General features: G+C 61.8%; 19 protein-coding genes. 10 read left to right on the top strand and 9 right to left on the bottom strand.

All coding sequences use genetic code 11. The features are described from left to right. Positions 1-24 precede the first annotated feature (24 nt). Complete coding sequence (locus G6N73_RS07810; protein WP_165025673.1) at positions 25-1,620, bottom strand: winged helix-turn-helix domain-containing protein; 1,596 nt, start codon at positions 1,618-1,620, stop codon at positions 25-27. Positions 1,621-1,865: 245 nt separating this feature from the next. On the opposite strand from G6N73_RS07810, the gene G6N73_RS07805 reads away from it, so the two are divergent. The 6 genes from G6N73_RS07805 (at position 1,866) to G6N73_RS38520 (ending at position 7,522) form a co-directional block, all read left to right on the top strand. Beyond that, positions 1,866-2,627, top strand: coding sequence for an SDR family oxidoreductase (locus G6N73_RS07805; protein WP_165025671.1), 762 nt, complete (start codon positions 1,866-1,868; stop codon positions 2,625-2,627). A 99-nt stretch (positions 2,628-2,726) separates the two neighbouring features. Further along, positions 2,727-3,140 (top strand): cupin domain-containing protein, encoded by a 414-nt coding sequence (locus tag G6N73_RS07800; RefSeq protein WP_165025669.1) that lies wholly within the window; start codon positions 2,727-2,729, stop codon positions 3,138-3,140. Positions 3,141-3,228: 88 nt separating this feature from the next. Then, on the top strand, positions 3,229-4,395 hold the full coding sequence (locus G6N73_RS07795) for an HlyD family secretion protein (protein ID WP_165025666.1): 1,167 nt from the start codon (positions 3,229-3,231) through the stop codon (positions 4,393-4,395). After that, entirely contained in the window at positions 4,392-5,633 is a 1,242-nt protein-coding gene (locus tag G6N73_RS07790) for an adenylate/guanylate cyclase domain-containing protein (protein WP_165025663.1), read from the top strand. Before G6N73_RS07795 ends, G6N73_RS07790 begins: the two co-directional genes overlap by 4 nt. A 57-nt stretch (positions 5,634-5,690) precedes the next feature. Next, positions 5,691-7,283, top strand: a complete 1,593-nt coding sequence (locus tag G6N73_RS07785; RefSeq protein WP_165025660.1) for a DHA2 family efflux MFS transporter permease subunit — start codon at positions 5,691-5,693, stop codon at positions 7,281-7,283. Between the two features lie 56 nt (positions 7,284-7,339). Then, a complete protein-coding gene (locus tag G6N73_RS38520) occupies positions 7,340-7,522 on the top strand; it encodes a group II intron maturase-specific domain-containing protein (protein WP_425484062.1) in 183 nt (60 codons plus the stop codon). 312 nt (positions 7,523-7,834) lie between these two features. On the opposite strand, the gene G6N73_RS07775 is transcribed toward G6N73_RS38520, so the two are convergent. Then, positions 7,835-8,527, bottom strand: coding sequence for a DUF899 domain-containing protein (locus G6N73_RS07775; RefSeq protein ID WP_165025778.1), 693 nt, complete (start codon positions 8,525-8,527; stop codon positions 7,835-7,837). A gap of 112 nt (positions 8,528-8,639) precedes the next feature. On the opposite strand from G6N73_RS07775, the gene G6N73_RS07770 reads away from it, so the two are divergent. The 3 genes from G6N73_RS07770 (at position 8,640) to G6N73_RS07760 (ending at position 10,280) form a co-directional block, all read left to right on the top strand. Continuing rightward, the gene (locus G6N73_RS07770) at positions 8,640-9,038 is read left to right on the top strand and encodes a hypothetical protein (protein WP_165025655.1); all 399 of its coding nucleotides are present in this window, start codon (positions 8,640-8,642) and stop codon (positions 9,036-9,038) included. A 193-nt stretch (positions 9,039-9,231) separates the two neighbouring features. Continuing rightward, positions 9,232-9,831 carry a hypothetical protein gene (locus G6N73_RS07765; RefSeq protein ID WP_165025652.1) on the top strand — a complete coding sequence of 200 codons (600 nt, stop codon included), beginning with the start codon at positions 9,232-9,234 and terminating at the stop codon, positions 9,829-9,831. A 41-nt stretch (positions 9,832-9,872) separates the two neighbouring features. Then, entirely contained in the window at positions 9,873-10,280 is a 408-nt protein-coding gene (locus tag G6N73_RS07760; RefSeq protein ID WP_165025650.1) for a hypothetical protein, read from the top strand. Between the two features lie 113 nt (positions 10,281-10,393). On the opposite strand, the gene G6N73_RS07755 is transcribed toward G6N73_RS07760, so the two are convergent. The 7 genes from G6N73_RS07755 to G6N73_RS07725 all read right to left on the bottom strand — a co-directional run bounded on the left by G6N73_RS07755 (position 10,394) and on the right by G6N73_RS07725 (position 19,053). Further along, complete coding sequence (locus tag G6N73_RS07755; protein ID WP_165025647.1) at positions 10,394-11,488, bottom strand: hypothetical protein; 1,095 nt, start codon at positions 11,486-11,488, stop codon at positions 10,394-10,396. Positions 11,489-11,606: 118 nt separating this feature from the next. Continuing rightward, positions 11,607-12,083, bottom strand: coding sequence for a hypothetical protein (locus G6N73_RS07750; RefSeq protein ID WP_165025645.1), 477 nt, complete (start codon positions 12,081-12,083; stop codon positions 11,607-11,609). 318 nt (positions 12,084-12,401) lie between these two features. Further along, positions 12,402-13,421, bottom strand: coding sequence for a HupE/UreJ family protein (locus tag G6N73_RS07745; protein WP_165025642.1), 1,020 nt, complete (start codon positions 13,419-13,421; stop codon positions 12,402-12,404). Next, positions 13,418-14,344, bottom strand: coding sequence for a peptidyl-prolyl cis-trans isomerase (locus tag G6N73_RS07740; protein ID WP_165025638.1), 927 nt, complete (start codon positions 14,342-14,344; stop codon positions 13,418-13,420). Before G6N73_RS07740 ends, G6N73_RS07745 begins: the two co-directional genes overlap by 4 nt. Positions 14,345-14,397: 53 nt before the next feature. Continuing rightward, complete coding sequence (locus G6N73_RS07735) at positions 14,398-15,591, bottom strand: hypothetical protein (protein ID WP_246251750.1); 1,194 nt, start codon at positions 15,589-15,591, stop codon at positions 14,398-14,400. A 42-nt stretch (positions 15,592-15,633) separates the two neighbouring features. Beyond that, the gene (locus tag G6N73_RS07730) at positions 15,634-17,862 is read right to left on the bottom strand and encodes a DUF3604 domain-containing protein (protein ID WP_165025772.1); all 2,229 of its coding nucleotides are present in this window, start codon (positions 17,860-17,862) and stop codon (positions 15,634-15,636) included. 216 nt (positions 17,863-18,078) lie between these two features. Further along, the gene (locus G6N73_RS07725; RefSeq protein WP_165025636.1) at positions 18,079-19,053 is read right to left on the bottom strand and encodes a helix-turn-helix domain-containing protein; all 975 of its coding nucleotides are present in this window, start codon (positions 19,051-19,053) and stop codon (positions 18,079-18,081) included. Positions 19,054-19,280: 227 nt separating this feature from the next. Between G6N73_RS07725 and G6N73_RS07720 the strand changes: the two genes are divergently transcribed. Then, entirely contained in the window at positions 19,281-19,721 is a 441-nt protein-coding gene (locus G6N73_RS07720) for a hypothetical protein (RefSeq protein WP_165025633.1), read from the top strand. Positions 19,722-19,797 lie beyond the last annotated feature (76 nt).

Here is a 19,797-nt window from a genome sequence, read left to right as displayed (position 1 = left end):
ATAAAGTTTCGGCAATGTGCCGCGTCACTCGGGCAGCCCGGCCAGGCGCAGCCCATCCGCAAACTGCCCGAGATCGTCGGGCCGGTGAATTGGCAGCCAGTCCTTGAGGTTGGAGACACGCAGGGATGGATCAAGCTCGCGCACGCGCTGCATCGCCTGCCGCGCTTCCACTGCCCGCCCGCCAAGCGCATGGCTCGCCGCCACCACGGCGACCGCGACCAGAAGGCTGGGCAAGTTTCCCAGCGCCCTTTCCGCCCAAGCCGACGCAGCATCGAAGCGCCCGGCGAAGAAATGCGCGAGCGCTATTCCGGCCTGCATGCGAAACATCTCCGGGTCCAGCGGGCTCAGGCGAACGGCATGGGCGAAATTCTCGATCGCGCTCTCCGATTCACCACGGAAAACGCGTAGGAAGCCGCCGAGGAACCAGGCGGGGGCGAAGTTGGGATTGAGAAACTTTGCCCTGTCGATGAGCGCGATGCCGCCGTCGAGGTCGCCGGCGAGATGGCCAAGCGCGTGCCCGCCTCTCGTCAGCGCCACCGCATCGTCCCGGCCAAGTTCCACCGCCAGCCGTGCCAACCGCACGCCCTCAGCGATCTCCTTGTTCCGGTCAGTCATCCAGCCGTTCACCTTACGCCAGAAATGGCACCAGGCTGCCCCGCCATAGGCCGACGCAAATTCCGGGTCGAGCTCGGTCGCCTTGTAGAACAAGGGCAGCGCCGCGTCGATCGCTTCACGGGTTCCGCTGTGCAGGTTCGCCATGCCGCGGAGATAATAATCGTAGGCGTCCAGGCTTTCCGTCGGCTTGCGCTTGGCGCGCTCGATCTCCGCCCGCTCGAGCTGGGGAGCGATCGCGCCGACGACGCTTTCAGTCATCTGGTCCTGCAGTTCAAAGATGTCGTCGAGCGTGCCTTCGAAGCGCTCCGCCCAGAGATGCGTCCCGGTCGTGGCGTCGATGAGCTGCCCGGTGATGCGCACCTTGTTGCCGGACTTGCGCACGCTGCCTTCCAGCACGTATCGCACGCCAAGCTCGCGGCCGACTTCCTTCACGTCCACCGCCCGGCCCTTGTAGGTGAAGCTCGAATTGCGCGCGATGACGAACAGCCAGCGCATGCGCGACAGGGCGGCGATGATGTCCTCGACCACGCCGTCGGCGAAATATTCCTGCTCCGGATCGCCGCTCAGGTTCTGGAAAGGCAAGACGGCAATGGAGGGTTTGTCCGGAAGGACGAGCGCGGACGGCGGCTCCCTCGATTCGCTGGAGGTGTGCTCGACGACCCTTGAACCGCCGGGCAGTCGCGCTTCCCCGATCTCGCCGACCTTGATTTCGCCGACGAAGCGAAAGCCCTTGCGGGCGACCGTCCGAACCAGGCGCTGCTCCTCGCCGCTGTCGCCGATTGCCTTGCGAACCGCGTTGATGTGGCTGGTGATGGTCGATTCCGAGACGATCCGGCCGCCCCACACCGCCTTGAGCAGGTCGTCCTTGCTGACGACGCGGTCGCGGTTCCTGACGAGATGCAGCAGCAAATCGAAGACCTGCGGGCCGACAGCCACGACTTCTGCGCGAAGTGTAAGCTCCCGGCGTTCCGGGTCGAGCACGTAGTTTCCAAACATGAACTGCACGCCGGCATCCCCTGGCCGAGCGCCGCGGCTCCCTGGCCGGGGCAACTGGCGAATGTTTCTGTCCATGGATAGCACGGCAACGCGTGGTTAGAGCATCCCATCCCGATCGGGCAACCGTCTTGGATGAATAATCAAGCTTTCCTGAAGGGCAATTCAAGGTGACTACAAGGACTTCCCCGGAGCGCGCAGGCAATCTCCACGCACATCGACGGCACTGGTTGCGGTCGGAGAATCGGAGAGAAGCCATGAAGATTGTCGTCATCGGAGGCACCGGCCTCATCGGAACGAAACTTGTGAAGAACCTCAGCGAGCGCGGCCATGACGTGCTCGCAGCCTCCCCCAACACGGGCGTGAACACCATCACCCGCGAGGGTTTGGCCGAAGCGCTCGACGGCGCCGATGTCGTCGTCGATGTGGCGAACGCGCCGGTATGGGAAGACAAGGCCGTCCTCGAGTTTTTCGAGACGTCGGGCCGTAACCTGCTGGCTGCGGAAGCGGCCGCCGGCGTGCGCCACCATGTTGCCCTGTCGATCGTTGGTAGCGAACGGCTTCCCGACAACGGCTATTTCCGGGCGAAGGTCGCGCAGGAAAACCTCATCAAGGCGTCCGGGATTCCCTACACCATCCTCCGTGCGACGCAGTTCTTCGAATTTGTCGGCGGCATTGCCCAGTCGGCTACCGTCGGCGAGGAGGTTCACCTGTCGCCGGCCCTGATCCAGCCGATCGCGTCCGACGATGTGGCAGCGGCGCTCGCCGATGTCGCGGTCGCACCGCCGGTCAACGGCACGGTAGAAATCGCCGGTCCGGAGGCGATCCCGCTCGACGAGCTGGTCAGGCGCTTTCTCAGGGCAACGCAGGGCACACACAAGGTCGTGCCGGATGTTCACGCCCGCTACTTCGGCGCTGTTCTCGACGATCAATCGCTGACCCCCGGCGACAACGCGCGCCTCGGCGCGATCCGCTTCAAGGACTGGCTCGGCCAGTCGACGGCCCAAGCGGAACGCTAAGGCTCCCACGGACATATCAGGCCTATGGACAAACTAGGAAAGCGTCGACCCGGCACCGGATCGCGCCTTCACGACAGATACACTCGAAGGAGAATTGCAATGTATACAAGATTTCTCTCAGCCGTTGCCTTCGCAGCGCTCTCGATCACCGCAGCCTCGGCCGGCGACCGGCCCGCGGGCAAGGTGACGATCGTATTCGACCGCGCCCTTCCCAACGTCCCCGGCAAGAGCATGAAGGGCGTGCTCGTCGAATACGAGCCGGACGGCGCATCGCCCGCCCACACGCATCCCGACTCCGCCTTCATCTATGCGACGGTGCTCGACGGCGCCATCCGCAGCAGCGTCAACGGCTCGCCGGAAAAGATCTACAAGGCCGGCGAAAACTTCTACGAAGAGCCAGGCTCCCATCATGGAGTAAGCGCGAATGCCAGCGACACGGAGCCTGCCCGGCTGCTGGCGGTGTTTGTCGTCGACACCGACGAAAAGGAACTGACCACGCCCATCGGGGAATGAACGAACGCGCTTCGATGCCGGCAGTCCCAGCGGGAGGTCCCGCGGGCTGCCGTCGTTGCCACCCACATCCAACAGGAAATGAGAAAAAATGGACTCGCTCGAGGACAAGGTCGCCATCGTCACCGGCGAACACTCCGGGCCCGGTGTCGTCGTGGCGCGGCACAACAAGAGAAAAGTAATCGGCTTGTTGCTATGCCTCGGCGCCGCGGTAGTCGGGGCAGCCGGATGGGCTTGGGCCCTTTCGAGCGGCGAGACGTCGACCGACAACGCTTATGTCCGAGGAGACGTGACCTCGCTCGCTCCAAAGGTTGCGGGCTATGTGACTGCGGTAGAGGTTGAGGACAACCAAACCGTTCGAGCGGGGGATGTTCTGTTCCGGATCGACGATCGGGACTACCGCGCGCGGCTCGCGCAAGCCGTGGCCAATGTCGACGCCGCCCAGGCTCGCCTCAGCAGTGTCGACGCCGAAATCCGACTTCAGCATGCCCTAGTTCGGCAGGCCGAAGCCCAGAAACTTTCGACCGTGGCCGAGTTGAGCCTCGCGGCACGAGCATCCGATCGTCGCCGCGAACTTGTTCGCAGCAACGCGGTGAGCCAGGCCCAGGTTGATGAGAGTGACGCCGCGCGATTAAGAGCCGAGGCGGGCGTATCAGCGGCATCGGCCACGATAGAGGCGCAACAGCAACGCATTGCTGTTCTTGAAACTCAACGCGAAGCTGCCATTGCCGCCGTCGCGCAGGCACGGGCCGCACGCGATCTCGCCCAAATCGATCTCGACAGCACCGTGGTACGTGCGCCAGTCAGCGGCGTTGTCGGCAACCGCCAGGTTCGCATCGGCCGACTCGTCGCGCCGGGCACCTCCCTGCTCGATCTCGTTCCAGTCGATGTGTGGGTCGTAGCGAACTTCAAGGAAACACAGATCGAGCATATCCAGGCCGGTCAGCGCGTCCGTGTGACCATCGATGGCTACCCCAACGTGAAGTTTGAAGGGGTGGTAGACAGCTTTGCACCCGGCAGTGGCTCTGCCTTCAGCTTACTCCCCGCAGACAATGCGACCGGCAACTTCGTTCGCGTCGTTCAGCGCGTTCCGGTGAAGATCCGGCTTATCGGCAATCCGTTGCCCGGCCGCCTCGTGCCCGGCCTATCCGCTCGTATCGAGGTCGTTCGAGGGAGCGGCGCAGGGAGAACGAAATCGCCAGACGAGGCTCGCGGTCGGCACGATGGAAGTGCTGAGACGAAAGAGCCGGAACAATGATCGCAGGATCCGCCAAATCCGAATCGCCGCCGGTCGCCGGCGGCGGCTCAGCCAGTTCGGCAGCTACGGTCGAACTGATCGAATGGCTGGTGGGGGATGAATGCCACGAACTCGACGACGCCGGTCTGGCAGCAGGATTTGGACGGCGCCTCCGTGCGGCCGGCTTGCCGATCGACCGGCTGACGCTCCATTTGAGGACGCTTCACCCGGAAATTCTTGGTCGCAGCGTGGCATGGGCACCCAACGAAGCCGTAGAGATCCATGACAGGGAGCACGGCACCGAGATTTCGCCGGGCTTCGCCGGCAGTCCGCTCCGGCGCGTCATGGAGACGCGCGAGCCACTGATCGTGCGCCTCGATGGCTCCATCAACCCGGCGTGGGTCTATACGGACCTTTTCCGCGGACGCCGTCTCGTCGAATTCGTCATCGTCCCGCTGTGCAATGCCGATGGCCTGGTCAGTGCCGCATCCTTCTCGACCATACGCCCGAGCGGCTTTACCCCATCCGAGCGAGCTGTGTTGGACCGGATCGTTCCTCCTCTGCGCAATGCCTGCGAGCTGCGTACTCTCAGGAGAGTCGAGTTGACGCTGCTCGATACCTATGTCGGCGCGACAACGGCGCGGCGCGTCATGGCAGGTCGCATTCGCCGCGGCGAACTCGAAACGCTCGAGGCCGGGTTGATGCTCTGCGATCTGCGCGGCTTCACGGCGCTCTCCAACCGATTGCCTGGAGAGCGCGTGCTCGAACTGCTCAACGCCTACTTCGATTGCGTCGTGCCGGCAATCACCCACGCAGGCGGTGAGGTGATCAAGTTCATGGGCGATGCGGCACTCGCCTTTTTCCATCGCGATAGTCCCGCTGTATCCTGCTCTGCCGCCTTGCAGGGCGCTCTGAGTGCGTTGGATGGCTTGAGTCGATTCACCGCACCCGATGCTGAACTCCACACCGGCATCGCACTGCACTACGGAGAAGTCGGCTACGGCAACATCGGCTCGGGCCAGCGCCTCGATTTCACGGTGATAGGGCCTGACGTAAATTTGGTGAGCCGGATTCAAGCTGTATGCAGCGCGACCAGCCATCCGCTCCTGATGTCCGAGCGATTTGCGATGCTCCTTAATTCCGGAACAGCGGTTGCGATTGGCCGCCATGAACTCAGAGGATTTGTCGAGCCGACCGAACTCTACTCGCTCACCGACAGCTTTGCTCAATCAGATCGGTGGACTCCACATGGGACGTAAGAAACGCGGATTCCCCTATGCCGAAGTGCGTGTCGAGATTGATCGAGGAAGCGGCTCATGACCACGGCCGTCGCCGCCACGCCGAGTCGCGACCGACCTGCGACAGGAGCCCTTCTCGTCGCGGGCGTAGTGCTCGCCGCACTGACGGAGGCGATCGCAAGCACAGTCCTGTCGCTCGGGCGCGGCGATATCATCGGCGACACGTATGCAACTCCTGATGAGTTCGCCTGGCTGGATATCGGATACACCGCCCTGAAGCTGATAGGATTCATGGCCGCCCCTTGGCTGATGAATCGTATCAATCCGCGCAGTCTGATCATCGGCTCAACCCTGGTCATGGGCATGGCCTGCGCCTTCGCCGCGATCACTGCTCGGTTGGACCTGCTGGTCGCCCTTCGAATTATTCAGGGCTTCTCCGGCGGCACCCTGCTTGTCGGGGGCCAGGCGATCATTTTTCTCGCCTATCCGCGACACCGCCAACCGATCCTTCAAGCCCTGTTCGCAATGGGGTCGGTCGTTGCCCCCGCGACGATCGCCCCGGCCCTTCAGGGGTGGTTGCTCGATAGCCAGTCGTGGACGTGGATCTTCTTCAGCGTCGTTCCGGTGGCGCTGGCGGCCGCCGGACTCCTGCTGCTCGCGGACAGCCCGACGCCCGCTAAGACCGCGCGCCGTCCATTCGACTGGGTTGGTTTCTCACTCATCTCCATAGCGCTCTTCTGCTTCACATACGTGTTCAGCCAAGGCAGCCGATGGGACTGGTTCGAGGAACCGCGTATTATGTGCCTGACATTGATCGGCGCGGCCGCTCTGCTGGCATTTCTTGGCCAGCAAGTGATGGCGAAGGGCCAGGGCCTGCTCGATTTCACCTTGTTCCGCTTCGACGATTTTTCCTTTGCCTTCATCGTCAGTTTTGTGGCTGGTGCCGCGTTGTTCGGGAGCGCGTTCCTGATCCCTTCGTTTGCCGTGTCCGTGCTCGCCTTCACACCGACCAACGCCGGCCAGCTCCTGTTACCCAGTGGCGCGCTCTTCATCGGCGCGCTTTTCATTGCTGCCTTCCTCATGCAGGTCCGCCGCGTTCCTCCGATCGCCACAGTGCCCTTTGGAATCTTGATGATCATGGTTGCGATGTGGATGCTGTCCGGCTCGACCCGCGAAAGCGGCGCCGACGACATGATGGCTGCCATCCTGTTGCGCGGCTTGGGCCTTGGCTTCCTGTTTTTATCGATCACCCTCATCGCCTTCAGCAACCTCAACAGCCAGAACCTCGCCTCCGGCATCGGCCTCTTCAATACGGGTCGCCAGCTTGGCGGTCTTATGGGAGTCGCCAGTCTCCAGACACTGATCGACCATAACGTCGCCGCCAATGTCGCGGCGCTCGGCGCCAACGTCACCGCAGGCGTTCCTGCGGTCAGCGAGCGTCTGACGACGACGACAGCCGCGCTCGTAGCAAGAGGAGGAATGGACGCGGCGGCAGCCAGCAGGGCAGCCACGAGCCTCCTGGGCAAGGTCGTCACCGGTCAGTCCACCGTGATCGCCTTCGACACAGCGTTCAACGCAGTCGCCCTGCTATTTTTAATCGCCGCGCCCGTGCTGGTCGCGATCAAGATCGGCCTCTCCCGATACGCGAAAGCGCGCGCTGGCGTACCTTAGCGTGAGGCTGCGGCTCCAGCCGCGCCCTCGGGAATCAAGGGAGCCGCGTTCTAATCGTGCGGCGGCTAGTAACGTGCAAGGTCCGCTTCGGCTTCTGCCAGACCCCGCGGGTGCTTACGAACTTGGAAGCGTGGACCCGCCGAAGATTACGCATGTATCTTTGGCGGCAATGGGGGAACGGGCACAACCGCTACAAGGAGTTGCGCCGTCGGGCGTGCCAAAGCTCCGGGCCGCGGTAGCTGCCGGTTCACCGACGGGATTCTGTCGCATGTCAGGACACCCGGCGGTCCAACAGACCCTGCGCAACCACCACTTCGAGTCGCTCGGTCTCCCCCGTCTCTATGTCTCTGTCTAAGCTTAATCCGGTCGAACCGCCGTGGTACGTGATCCGTATGCCCGGTGGTGTGGGAGGGGCGGCGCCGCGAGGCGTCCCCCTATCCCGATCTTCGACCTCTAGATACGAGGGCAAATTGCCGGATGCAGGTAAGGTCCGGCAATTACCCCATTTCTCGTTTACCATCCGGGCATCATTCCACCGTCCCCCGCCGGGACTACGCGTAGCGGTCGTGGCGGCGCACCCAGTCCATTCCCTCCGCTTCGTTGCGCCCCTTCGGCATGAGGTCGAGTATGGCGTAGGTGCCCATCATCACCTCTACACCGCGGCCGAAGGTGGAGTAGGTGTGAAAGACATCGCCAGCCTCATCCTTGTAGAAGGCGCTCAGGCCAGGCCATTCCTCGCCGGTTTCCCGCCATTCGCCGAAGTTGTAGTCGATGTGCCCGGTGGCCACCTCCTCGGGCGTGAAACTAACCCGGAAATCGTAGTTGAACGGATTGCCGTTCGAGGACACCCACCTGAACTGCCAGCCCATACGTCTGCGATAGCGCTCGATCTCGGCAAGCGGCGCGCGCGAGACGGCGATCATGGTAACGTCGTGATGCGCCAGATGCTTGTTCATGCCGCCGGTGTGATCGGCCATGAATGAGCAGCTCGGGCAGCCTTCCTTCCATCCCGGCGCGAACATGAAATGTTGTACCAGAAGTTGCGAACGGCCGTCGAAGAGATCGGCGAGCGCGCGCGGACCATCCGGCGTGTCAAACAGGTATTCCTTCTCGATAGGCACCCATGGCAGGGCGAGCCGCTCGCGTGCGACCTTGTCGCGAAGATGGGTGAGTTCCTTCTCCGCTTGCAGGAGGTCCCGGCGGGCGGTCAGCCAGTCATCGCGTGAAACAACAGCGTGTTGCATTGTCAGTCTCCTCGGTTTGGGTGACGGAAGTGTTGCGGTAATGCGAACGGGCGGAAAGAGCTTCAGCCACGGCGATACGTGAAAGAGGCTCATCAGCAGGTACATCAGGGCCATGTCGTTGATCGGCATGAAAGCCGAGGCGGCAGAGCACATGGTCATGTCCGGCAAGCCGACGGCAGAAATCCAGGCCATCAGTGCGAAGGTCGGGGTGGCGGCGAGCCCGAGCCAGCCGGCCAAATCGACCGCCTGCCCGAGCAACGAAGCGGCTTTCCCTTTGGCTGCAAACATCGTCATTTCCGGTCCTCCGGTCGAATTCGCCGTTTCCAACGGTTTCGATACGAAGACGCTAGCTCGGGCGGAGGGGGAGGTGAGAGTTACAAGTGTGACGGGATTTCAATGGGGGGCCGAAAGCTGCCGGCCCGCTTTTCAGCACGGAGCCGCGGAAAGCAGTCGTTCCAGTAAGGGCTTCGAGCTCAGCGGAAGGCTTCTCCTTCAGGGCCTGTCGTTGTAACACCTCCCGCATGCCATTCTTCGAGACTACACGCTTTCAAGGCTCATTGTCGGGTCACAACAGCAGCGTTCCGGTCAGCTTCGAGGTGACGGTGGACGACCTCGGCGTTCTCCAACTCAACCTTGACCGCATCCCTTTCTGACCTGAGGCGTACGCGCTGCATGTGGACGGGCGACCGGGAACGCCCGTCCACATGATCACCCTTGAGGGCAGGAGCGAGGTGGGGCACGTCTTCCGGTCGGATTCCTTCCACATCGTCCAGTTCAGCCACGGCTCTCAACCGGGACAGGAGCTGAGCTACCAGGGCGATTGCTACGACGCTGAGCTCGAGCTGCCGCCTCGCGCCGAGCGAGAGCCCCGACACGACACCCGCGTGTGGCTGGTCCGGCAGTTCCGCACCTTCAGGCGCATCGCTCACGAGACGCCACTCGGCCGCGTCACCATCGGTGGTCCTCGCCAGGATCGCGAGGCGCAGGAGCCGAACGGCTTCATCACCCTGCACCGGCCGGGCGATGGCGGCAGCGCAGATTGGTGGGAGGAGAGCGAGCGCCTGCTGACCCATGTGGCGCGCGTGCTTTCGTTCGCCTCCGACACCTATCTCCGTCCGGTGATTGAAGAACGGTATCACGCGGGAGTTGTCATGGTCCGGATCGCGCGGCAAGGCCGCGCCTCGCCACCCTTCATGGCACCGTTCCACGAACTCCACCTCGAGCCGATCTTCGCTTGCGCGTGCGACAGCTACTTTGCGCGTCGCGCAGCGGTGGGGACCTCGACGCCGCGATCCGCTGGTTGACGGCGCCGGTCGCCTACGACGAGAGTCGCCTGATTAATGCGATGAGCGCACTGGAGAACATCCTCGACCGCTGTGGCCTCGAAGAGGTCGACACGTTCATGGGCCCGAGCGCCTTCAGACATGTCGCCAGGCGGGTGCGCGCGCTGCTTACCGAGATGGGCGCTCCCGTAGGCATGGCCGGCAAGGTTCCCGAGCTGAACCGCCGGACGTTGGGCGAGAAGGTTATGACCTTACTCCGCGCCTGCAGGATCGTTGTCGACGACATGCCCGAGAACTGGCTGGCGACCGTCCATGGTGATCATCGACGTCGACAGGGCCGTAGCCCTCGTCGCGCCGAGCCGACAATACCGCGCAACTGGAAGACGAGGCGGTCCGTCCGCATCCATCCCGGCGTTTCCCGAGGCGGTCACGCCATCCCCGTCACCAGCCGAAAACCTAAATCCCCATAGCCATCGCCCGTGGCCCGCGGGTTCGTTGCTCGGGGACTACGGATGCTCCTTTGAGCTCATGCCAAGTGTACGGGAACCGCTGTCAAATGCGGGGCAGTATGTTCGTCCAGCCGTCAGTTGCCGGCCTTGCCGAGCCCTTCCTGCTCGACCTGATAGCTGAGGATAACGTCGGCGACGTCGTCCAGCCGCGTGTCCGCCGGCGCCATGTCCATGACGCGGCTCCAATTGTCTGACTGGTCGAATTCAATGTTCCCTTCGGAGAACGCCAGATCCCAGATGTCGTTCTTCGCCTCCAGCGGCTCCAAGAGTTCGGACAACGTCCCAGCCGGGCGATAGAATACGCGAGGGCTGTCGATGGCGGAGTCGAAGATGCACCAGACAAAGTTTCGGCCATCCGGCGTTTTGGTGATCGGCATGACGGCGATCCACGAGGACGCCGTGCCCTGGTTCACCCGCCGGACGGCGAAGGAATACTCTTCCTCGCCGTTCCCCAGGAGCCTGCTGCCCTCCTTGAACTCCTCCGTCACCTCGATCGCGATCCCATAGCCGGGATAGGCGCTTCGACGCTGAAGGTGATACCAGCGGTTGATGCACATGTTCTGGACCATCGCCGGCGTGATCGATAGCAGGTCGCGGAATTGGAGCGTGTAATCGGTATAGCCGATGTCGAGCATCCGGACGGCGTCGACGGTATCGGCCATGAAGAAGTCGTCGGGATCAGGTGCCAGAAGCCGAGGCAGCTCCGCCGGCGTCACGTCGAGGCGATCGGCGATCTCTACGAGACGGGAGATGCTGTAGACGGCGACCGCATAGGCCGCCTGGACCATGCCGGCATCGTACTGGTTCTCGGGAAGCTGCAGATAGGGGGCGTGGAAGCCGATCTTCGCCCCCGCTTCCATGGACCGGTCGGGCGAAAGGTCCGGAATCGCCTCGGGGTCCGACGTCGGAAGCGGATCCCGCAGCGTCTCGGACCCGCCGAGGAACGCGATGGCACAAGCGGAGTAGCAGCCGGCATCCGCCTCGACGAGCGTGGCGAAACCCATCCGACGAAAAAGGAGAGCGAGGTCGAGGCCGACCGAATAGCTTCCGCCCGGACTGGACAGCGAGAACACAGCATGCGCGCCTGGCTCGACCCCGGCCTTCGCGACGGCCTCCCTGACCCGCTCGACATCCCCGTCGACGATGTCGCCCTCGAGCCGGAAACGCATTTCCCGGATCCCCATGGGCTCGATCCGACCTTCAAAGGTGACGGTAGCCGCTTCTGCACGTCCGACGACGGAGAGGAGGAGACAGAGACCGGCGGATGAGAGGAGTCGGATCACGAAGCTAGTCGGCGATGCCGGGGCAGAGCGCCTGGAAGGCCCCGAGCGCCTGCCAGTAGCCGGACGCCGAGGAACCGTCGAGAACCTCGTCAGTCTCGACCCGCCGGATGACATAGTCCGCTATGATGTCGTCGGCGGCGACGGCGCGGCCGAGGAAGACGAACTCCTGGCCGAAGACGTCCCAGGTTCGCGCCGGGCAGTTCGCGGTCACCTTGTCCTTGATCTGGACCTCCGCCAACGTCCGCCGGACGCATGCCATCGAGTTGTCCTGCGCATACTCGACGCAGAAAGCCTTCGCGTTCCGCGGCAGGTGCTCGACCTCGATCACGGCATTGGCCGTACCGATGCCGCTCTTCCCGGTCGTCGTCAGGCTCATCCCGGCCCGAGATCCGTAGTATATCTCGTCTTCCTGCGCATGCACAGGCATATTCGAGGACATGAAGGCGCCGGCTGCGATGCAGAGAATGAGGCGATTAATCATTGTGGTTCGGATGGCGGAGGATCTGATCGAATCGCAAACTGGATCCGGCGTCCGGCTCACCCGGTGCGCGGGAGAAGCCTACACGCGATGCCCACTGCGTTCAATCGATCGAGTTCGGGATTAACGAAGTGTCGAGGTTTTCGGCGTCGATCAATTGCCTCGCGTGCAACCCCTGCTCATTTGACGAATACTCAATAGAATGGCGATGCCGGTTCGCACAGCGGAAGTTAATTCAGGTAGATCTTGGGCCGAAAGCCGTCGGTCGGCTTCAAAGCCCAAAAGGCCAAATACTGATATTAGTGCGCGTGCGACAAGCGACTAGACAAACGTCGAATGCAAACGCTCAGCACACCAGAATGCAGCAATGGTTCCTATTACGTAGGCAGATGCGACGATCGCTTTCCGGGGAATTTGGAAGATTTGTCGGATCGAATGGACGACTAGCAGGATCGCTCCGATGAACATCAGTTGACCGAGTTCGACGCCAACGTTGAAGGAAAACAAAGCGAGCGGTATGTCGCCTTGCGGCAGTCCGAAATCGGCAAGCGCGCCGGCAAATCCAAAGCCGTGAAGCAGCCCGAAGAAAAATGCGACAATCCAGGGCCATTCTATCGCCAGGCTGGTTCCGCCGCGCTCCATCCTGATGATCTCGGCGCCAACGAGAACGATGCTGAAGGCAATCATGATCTCCACAGGCCCCGACGGCAGGTTTACCCATCCCATCGTGGCGCAGGTCAGCGTGATCGAATGAGCCACGGTGAAAGCTGTTACCGTCTTAAGCAGCATGCCCCAGCGGCGGACGATCAACATCAGCGCCGCCACGAACAGCAGATGGTCGAAGCCAAACAGAATGTGCTCGATGCCGCTGACGATAAATACCTTGACCACCTCAAGTGTGGTCTGCCGCGCCTGAATGTCGACCCAGGGCTGCGACGGCCGGACAAGCGTCGTGGTTACCGACCCGTCTTCCAGTTTCACCCGAACCATGACATCGGTGATGGTCGCCTGGAGCCCGACAAATGTTATGCGCTCGCCGGGCAGGCCGCCGGAGGATTCGACTATGCTCCGCTCGATCACGGAGTCAGACAGTTCACGCTCCAACGGCTCGGTCACCGGCTTGATGCCGTCGGAAAATTTCAGCAGGACGGGCAGCCGCATCCCGGACAGGATGGGCGTTCGCCAGAGTACGCTGAAGCGGTTGTGCCCGACCTGATCGATCTGGAGATAGGCGGGCCTGATCTCGTGCGCGGAAACCGCAGCGGTCATCGCAATAATGGAGATGAATAGGGTGAGCAGCAGCGACGTACCAGCCCGGCAGATTTGAGCAGCCTGGCTCATTGCGAGACCGGCTCTTGGGCCGCGTTTGCCGCGTCCTGACTGTTCAGATTGGTCAGGTCGACGTCATCCAGGGGAACCGCAACGACCGTGTAGCGGGAGCGCATTTCCTCTAGCGCCGTGCGCTTCACCTCTTGGTAACGGGCGTCGAGCCATGCCGCCTTCACGTCGGGCTTCACTTCCTCGTAGAGCGGAACGCGACCGGGCTCGATCGACTCCACCCAAACGAGGTGCCAGCCATAGCCGGACTGCACCGGCCCCTGCCACGCGCCGGGTTTCAGGCCATAGAGGGTCTCCGCGAAGGCCGGGCCAAACTCCTTCGCCGTTTGCGCCGGGGTGGAGTCGCCATAGAAATTGCGCAGCATGAATGGATCGGCCAATGTCTGGGCCTGGAGCGCATCCGCAGATTTACCGGCCAGAACGGCGAGTGCTGCAGTCGCATCGCCGCGTGCCCCATCTCCGCGCTTGTCCGGAGAGAAATACAGGTGCCGGAAGCTTGCATGCGGAGGCAGTGCAAAGCGGTCGGAATTCTTAGAGTACCAGTCCGCCAATTGAGCTTCGGTCGGCTCCTCCAAGGCTGCCAGATCGGCCACCAGAAAATCCATCTTCTGCGCAAGGCGCCGCTTAATGATCTGGTCGTCCCGGTCGAGACCGAGCGCGACCGCTTCGCGGGACAGGATCTCCTCTGTCACTTTCTGGTCGACAAGGCTGCGCAGTTCATCCGGACTCGGCTGTGGTCGACCTTGGGCGAGCCAGGAGATCGCCAGCTGCTGTACGTCATTTTCGGTCAATTCGATACGCTGCGGGTCTACTGCCTGTTCCGGTTCCGGGTTGAAGAAGCGGTAGCCGCCGAAAACCAACACCCCGACGACGAAAAAATGCAGTAGCGGCTCGCTAAGAATCTGCTGCAATCGATGTCTTGACATCTGTTGTTACCGTCGTTTCTGTTGGAAGCGTTTGATTGCTTCGTGCATCGGGGTCATTCGGCAGCAGGCAGTAACGCCGCTTGCCCAGCGGTCAGCGGACTGCTCTTCAGATAGCTTAGAATCGCAAACTGCCCGGCGGGGTCCTTCACGACATTCGATCTGATGATGTCGACGTAGTCAGCCGTCGCATCCCATGCTTCCCAATTCGCAAGTTCCATCGCCACGAAACCGGCCATCGGCTTTCGCGCCCTGATGAACGATCGATAGGCTTCGATCACCTGTCCGCGCGGCACCGCCGCGTCCGCTTCGCCCTGTACGCTCAGCGCAAGCAGGGCTGCGTCGATCTCGGGCAGCGTACGCCGCCGATCCGCGAAGAACGTCGCGTGGAGCCAGCTCAGTCGAGATGGTCCGCGCAGTTCCAGATCGGCGGCAAGCATCGCCGAAAGGTTTGCCGTATCCTGCGCCAGCAGAGCCTGGTCGATCCGTTTCTCCAGCTCTGCGGCGTCGTTCTCGTCTCCGGCTATGCCGAGCAGCAGCGTGTGTACCGGAAGCCGGGACAACTGTTTCGGATCGTCGATCCAGAACCTTATTTTTGCAGCTTCCAGCTGTGGCTTCAGGCCACGCATGATCCGGTATGGCGTCCGCTGCAGTTCGCCATAGGCGATTTCGGCAGCCAGCAGTTCGTCAGCATCGAGATAGGGCAGAACTATCCGAGCACGTTCCTGCCATTGAGCGTCCGTCAACGGTGACCAGCCCATCACCTTCGATGGCCACAACTTCACCGGCAAGCCGTCACCGTCATGCTTGGTCGCCGCCAGCTGGCGCAGCCATCCGGCGTATTGCTCCCCGATCACGCCGATGCCTGTCCAGGTTTCGGACATCCTGTTGCGGAAGAGAAGCAGCGGCTTGCCGTGGCCCGTCGTGGACAGCTTGGTGACCGCGCTGCCGCCATCCAGAAACGTTGCCAACTTCGGCACATCCAGTGAGACGGCCGACTCGGCAATGGCCTCGTTGGCCGGGACCTCGCCCTTGACGATTTCTATGACGCGAAAACCGCTCCGATCGGCCAACGGGACTGCAAGAACGGCCTCGTCGGCCGAGTCAAGTTTTTGCCCCGGTGTGATCACCGTCCCTGAAAAGCATATGGCGCAGGCCTGCCCTTCATCCACGCCGAAGCCTATCGCCGCCACAACGAACAGCAACCTCAGAATCTGCAACGATGGTCTCCCGGACAGCAGCAAGCCCATCTCCATGAATTGACCCAGGCCTGAGCCTGGGCCAATCACTTTCTAGAACGGCGACTTCTGTTGATCGAGCGGATCAAGCGCCTGCGGGGTTGGAACGACCTCGTAGTTGGCGAAGCCGAACTCGTTGCTGCGCGCGGCAAAATACTTGTCGCCAACCTTGTAGACGGTCGCCTCGTACGGCATGTTGCCGAGGGTGGTCACGATGGCTCCGTCCTTGATCGCGTAGGCAGTACCCGCGCCCAACGAGCCGCCATGAAACACGTCGCCCACTTCGCTTGGCTTCGGAATTTCGCCGTTGACGTTGCCGATCAGGCGCTGTCCGGATGTCGTCCATGCGATGCTGAAGACGTCACCGGTGACAGTGTTGCGAACCCATGTCGTCTTGCCTACGACCAGATCGTTAAGTGCCTTGTCGTCCAGCGCGGTAGCGCCTTGCGCCTGCAAGTCGGCCACCGTGGTGCCTTTGACGGTCGTCCGCTGTTCCTTGGTCGGCGTATACCAGATAGGCGAGGTCCATGCGCGCTCCTGGATCGTTGCCGGCACATTGTCCGGAGGTGCCACGCCGACCTCCTTGGCCTGGATCGTAGTCCAGCGAGGCGTGGGAATCTCGAGGGTCCGGGCATAGTAGAATGCGTCAAGGCTGGGATCGAATTCTGGATCCGTCCATGTTCCCTTCAATTCGACGCTGCCGATTGTGTTGGTGTAGCTTGCGTCGGCGATGTTCACCGTGCTGCCGATCGGCGGAACGACGCCGGTGAACTGATCGGGCGTGCGGTTCCCGGCCCAGGTCACGTCAAAGATCTTCTCGAAGCTTTGCCCATTCTTCGACCACCCCTTGACGATCTGGATGCGGTCGAGATTGCCCGAGGTCGGGTCCTTCAGCGCCCAGACTACGAAGGAAGGCGCCTTACCGTCCCCCAACGGTGGCAGATCGCCTCCCATCGGAACGCCACTTGCATAGGCCGCCTTCACCCAGTCCGCCTGGTCGACAGCTGCGGCCACGTCGGCGCCGCCGAAGAGGCGCACCTTGATGTGCGGTCCGCTTGTGGCAAAGGTCTCTTTCCTCTGCATGGCGTCAAAGAGCGATGCACGGGTATTTTCCTCGGCCCAGAGTCCGGTCAATCCCGCCGGGTTCTCAAGCCTGGTATCGAGACCCGCGAACAAGAACCCTGCCATGCGCTGCTTCATCTCGCCGTCCGCGTGCCCATGGCCGCCATAGAAGTTATTCTGGCGGTAGGGCACGCCGGTGTTGTGCGAGTCCGAGCCGCCGACAAAGCCAGTCTTATAGGGGTTGTAGTCCCGCGCCTCGTTCATCGCCAGACCGTCCTTGAGCGCCTGCCGGATATAGCTGCCGGGGACTTGCGGAAAACGCCCGGACGGATCGCCGAGGAGATAGGTGAGGATTTCGAAATTGGCGAACTCGTCGTTGGGCGACAGCGTCGGATGGGTTTCCGATGCGCCCTTGATCTGCTTGATCTCCGTCAGCCTTTCGTTGCGATCCCGGGATGCTGCCCAAGCTGCATCGATCGGCCGACCTTTCTCGTCGACATCGGTCGGGAACATGTGGCCGTCGGAGAGGTTGGCGTTGTGCGAGATCGCCAGCAGTTCGTTGCCCTCCTTGCGCTGACCGTCCATCCAGTTCCAGAGGTCCGAGGGATCGCTCGAATCGATCGAGCTAAAGGGTGTCAGCGGAACCTTCGCGCAATCCTTGAAGAAGACATTGCGATGCATGTTGCGGTTGTTCGGCGTCGACGTCCATTCATAAGAGCAGAAGGCCGTGAATTTGCCCGGTTCGTTGGCTTGGTCGGCCATTCCGACGTTCTGCTTCCAGACAGATCCGGCAACTTCAGGAGAAATCAGTTCCTCGATCGGCTTCTTGTCCACGATCGTCCCGCCGAGCCAGAGATAGATGCGCTGAATGTCAGCGGGAGAATGCACGATCAGCTTCTGCGCGATCGGCAGCTTGGCTATATCCGAGCCCGGTGTGTTGGCGAGCGAAACCGTACCGACATATTCGGAATGGTCGGTAACGCCCATCCAGTCGAGCGGCGTATCGATTTTGATGTCGTAGCCAAGCGGGTGCTTGATGGTCTGGCCTTTCGCGTATTTATAGGCGTCGGCCGGCGAGGTCTTGGTATTGCCGAAGATGTAGGCGTCGAACGACCAGCCCGTATGAACGTGCGTCTCGCCAAAGAAGGCCTCACGCTCCTGGGCCAGCGCTGAACCGGCCATCAGGGTCGAGGTCATCGCCAGAGCGCTCGCGCGCACCATGAGTGTCGACAGATGTATCCGCAGTCCGGCCATCGCTTGCTCCCTCCGAATTTTAGATGCAACGGCTTGATACCGTTGCAGAAGCTCCGCCATCTTCCCTTGGGACAAGATGCACTACGATACTAGTTGCGTCCGCCCGATCAATCTTGCCATATCGTGCCAAATCCGGAGGGCTCGCCTCGATGAATGTGGGGCGCCCGTCGGTTTGGTTAATCCCTATTGCAAGTCGCCTGGGAAGCGAGATGGCGCGGTCCCCGTCCAACGCTTGAACGCGCGCGTGAAGTGTGCGGGGTCGCTGTAGCCGACCCTGTAGGCGATCTCAGTCATTTTGTGCTCGCCTTCGTAAATCAGCCGAAGCGCCTCGCCGCGACGTGTCTCGTCGAGCAGATCCTCGAAATCGACGCCGCAATATTTGAGGCGCCGCTGAAGGGTTCGGGCCGACATCCCCATCCCTTTTGCGATCGCCTTCAGCTTGAGTTGCCGATGATGTGAGAGGCGTTCGACCAGCAGGCCTGCCGCGCCGACCGTCGACCGCAGTGATTCGGTCACCTTGGAAGCCTCGTCCACCTGGTTTTGGAGGGGCATGTCGAGCAACGCGCGATCGAATTCGATCATATCGTGCGCCGCGCCCATTTCGATGTTCGGACCGAGACATTCCTCGAGCGCATCGTCGCCGCGCGCCCTCGGGGCGGCGAGATGGACCCGTATCGCGGACGGTTCGCCGGCCATCAGCGGTACCTTACGCAACACCGCTAGGCTTCCGTAGATGAACTGTCTCGGATCCATTTCGCAACGACCTGTGAAGCGGTAGACGATTCGAGCAGTCCGGCCTTCCGTGATTAACCGAACACTTGATCCCTGATGAAGCATTGAAGCGTTGGCTGCGGCCACCTCGCAGGCATGGGCCACATCCGCTGACTTCAGGATCGACTTTCCCCACATCCCGAGTGAGCGCAATTCGGTCATATTGCCGACATGCGCGCCGCCAAACCGATCCTGTGTTGCCGCTACCATTTCATTGGCCACGTGGAAGCAAAGCACGCGTGGCAGCCAAGCGTCCGGATCCTGAAAAATATTCGGAGAGATGCCAAGGCGCTGGAAAAACTCGATCGGGGACACGCCTCGCCGAGCCAAGTAAGGCGCGACCTGCAAGAAACTTCTTATTTTGATGGACGGTGCTGAATTCAACATTCGAGAAACAATTGTCACCAAAAGGCAAGACGCAGCACGCGCACTATAGCAAGATGCGATAAACTTGAAAGACTTGGAAAAGCGAAAAGATAACGATGCGTTCCAGGGTTCTTGCCGCATGTCTTGCCGCATGGATTCACGCGGCCCCGGCCAGCGCATGCGGTTTCGAAAACCCGCAAGCTGTCGCGCTAGCTACGCTCAATTTGAGCTATCCGGATGCGGTCCATGTGCTCGCGGCAGTCTGGCGGGCCGAGGATGCAGGCTTGCTGATGCCTCGGTGGGATAGCGCCAATGGGTCGGGACCACTCGCCTTCTATCGCGCCGCCTCGGCGGTGAAGAAACTCGGCGCCAACCTTGCCGACTCGCTACCGGCAGAAACCGGCCTGGCAATGTCGGTCGTGCTAATACCGCAGGTGATGTGGACGCGCTTTGAGGTCGGACGTGAGGGTCTGAGCGTGCAAAGCCATTCCGAGGGACCCGGGGATGGCGATCTGGTGATCGTAACCGAAGAGAAAGTCGTTCGGGATCTGGTGTACCGGAAGCTGGACGCGGGGACCGCCGAAAAAACCGGGCTGCTGCGATTCTACGGAGACCCGGAAGGAATTGCAAACGTGCGGGAGGCGCTGGCGAAGACCTCAGGCGCCACTCTCGCATTACCTGGCAGATGAACCGTTGGCGGCGTCTTCTCCGGTGCCGGCAACTTCTGAAGATGTCCTGGCGACTGATGCCCTATTGCACATGAAG

Source organism: Allomesorhizobium camelthorni, from assembly GCF_011045125.1.
In the GTDB taxonomy this organism is placed as follows: domain Bacteria; phylum Pseudomonadota; class Alphaproteobacteria; order Rhizobiales; family Rhizobiaceae; genus Allomesorhizobium; species Allomesorhizobium camelthorni.
This window is presented reverse-complemented; position numbering and strand designations above follow the sequence as displayed.

Coding starts and splice junctions, on each gene's coding strand:
- G6N73_RS07800 (WP_165025669.1), top strand. CDS start 2,727: ATGTATACAAGATTTCTCTCAGCCGTTGCCTTCGCAGCGCTCTCGATC.
- G6N73_RS07760 (WP_165025650.1), top strand. CDS start 9,873: ATGAGCGCACTGGAGAACATCCTCGACCGCTGTGGCCTCGAAGAGGTC.
- G6N73_RS07765 (WP_165025652.1), top strand. CDS start 9,232: ATGATCACCCTTGAGGGCAGGAGCGAGGTGGGGCACGTCTTCCGGTCG.
- G6N73_RS07755 (WP_165025647.1), bottom strand. CDS start 11,488: ATGCGTTTCCGGCTCGAGGGCGACATCGTCGACGGGGATGTCGAGCGG.
- G6N73_RS07735 (WP_246251750.1), bottom strand. CDS start 15,591: ATGGGCTTGCTGCTGTCCGGGAGACCATCGTTGCAGATTCTGAGGTTG.
- G6N73_RS07790 (WP_165025663.1), top strand. CDS start 4,392: ATGATCGCAGGATCCGCCAAATCCGAATCGCCGCCGGTCGCCGGCGGC.
- G6N73_RS07805 (WP_165025671.1), top strand. CDS start 1,866: ATGAAGATTGTCGTCATCGGAGGCACCGGCCTCATCGGAACGAAACTT.
- G6N73_RS07740 (WP_165025638.1), bottom strand. CDS start 14,344: ATGTCAAGACATCGATTGCAGCAGATTCTTAGCGAGCCGCTACTGCAT.
- G6N73_RS07730 (WP_165025772.1), bottom strand. CDS start 17,862: ATGGTGCGCGCGAGCGCTCTGGCGATGACCTCGACCCTGATGGCCGGT.
- G6N73_RS07785 (WP_165025660.1), top strand. CDS start 5,691: ATGACCACGGCCGTCGCCGCCACGCCGAGTCGCGACCGACCTGCGACA.
- G6N73_RS07745 (WP_165025642.1), bottom strand. CDS start 13,421: ATGAGCCAGGCTGCTCAAATCTGCCGGGCTGGTACGTCGCTGCTGCTC.
- G6N73_RS07770 (WP_165025655.1), top strand. CDS start 8,640: ATGTCGTTGATCGGCATGAAAGCCGAGGCGGCAGAGCACATGGTCATG.
- G6N73_RS07725 (WP_165025636.1), bottom strand. CDS start 19,053: ATGTTGAATTCAGCACCGTCCATCAAAATAAGAAGTTTCTTGCAGGTC.
- G6N73_RS07750 (WP_165025645.1), bottom strand. CDS start 12,083: ATGATTAATCGCCTCATTCTCTGCATCGCAGCCGGCGCCTTCATGTCC.
- G6N73_RS07775 (WP_165025778.1), bottom strand. CDS start 8,527: ATGCAACACGCTGTTGTTTCACGCGATGACTGGCTGACCGCCCGCCGG.
- G6N73_RS07795 (WP_165025666.1), top strand. CDS start 3,229: ATGGACTCGCTCGAGGACAAGGTCGCCATCGTCACCGGCGAACACTCC.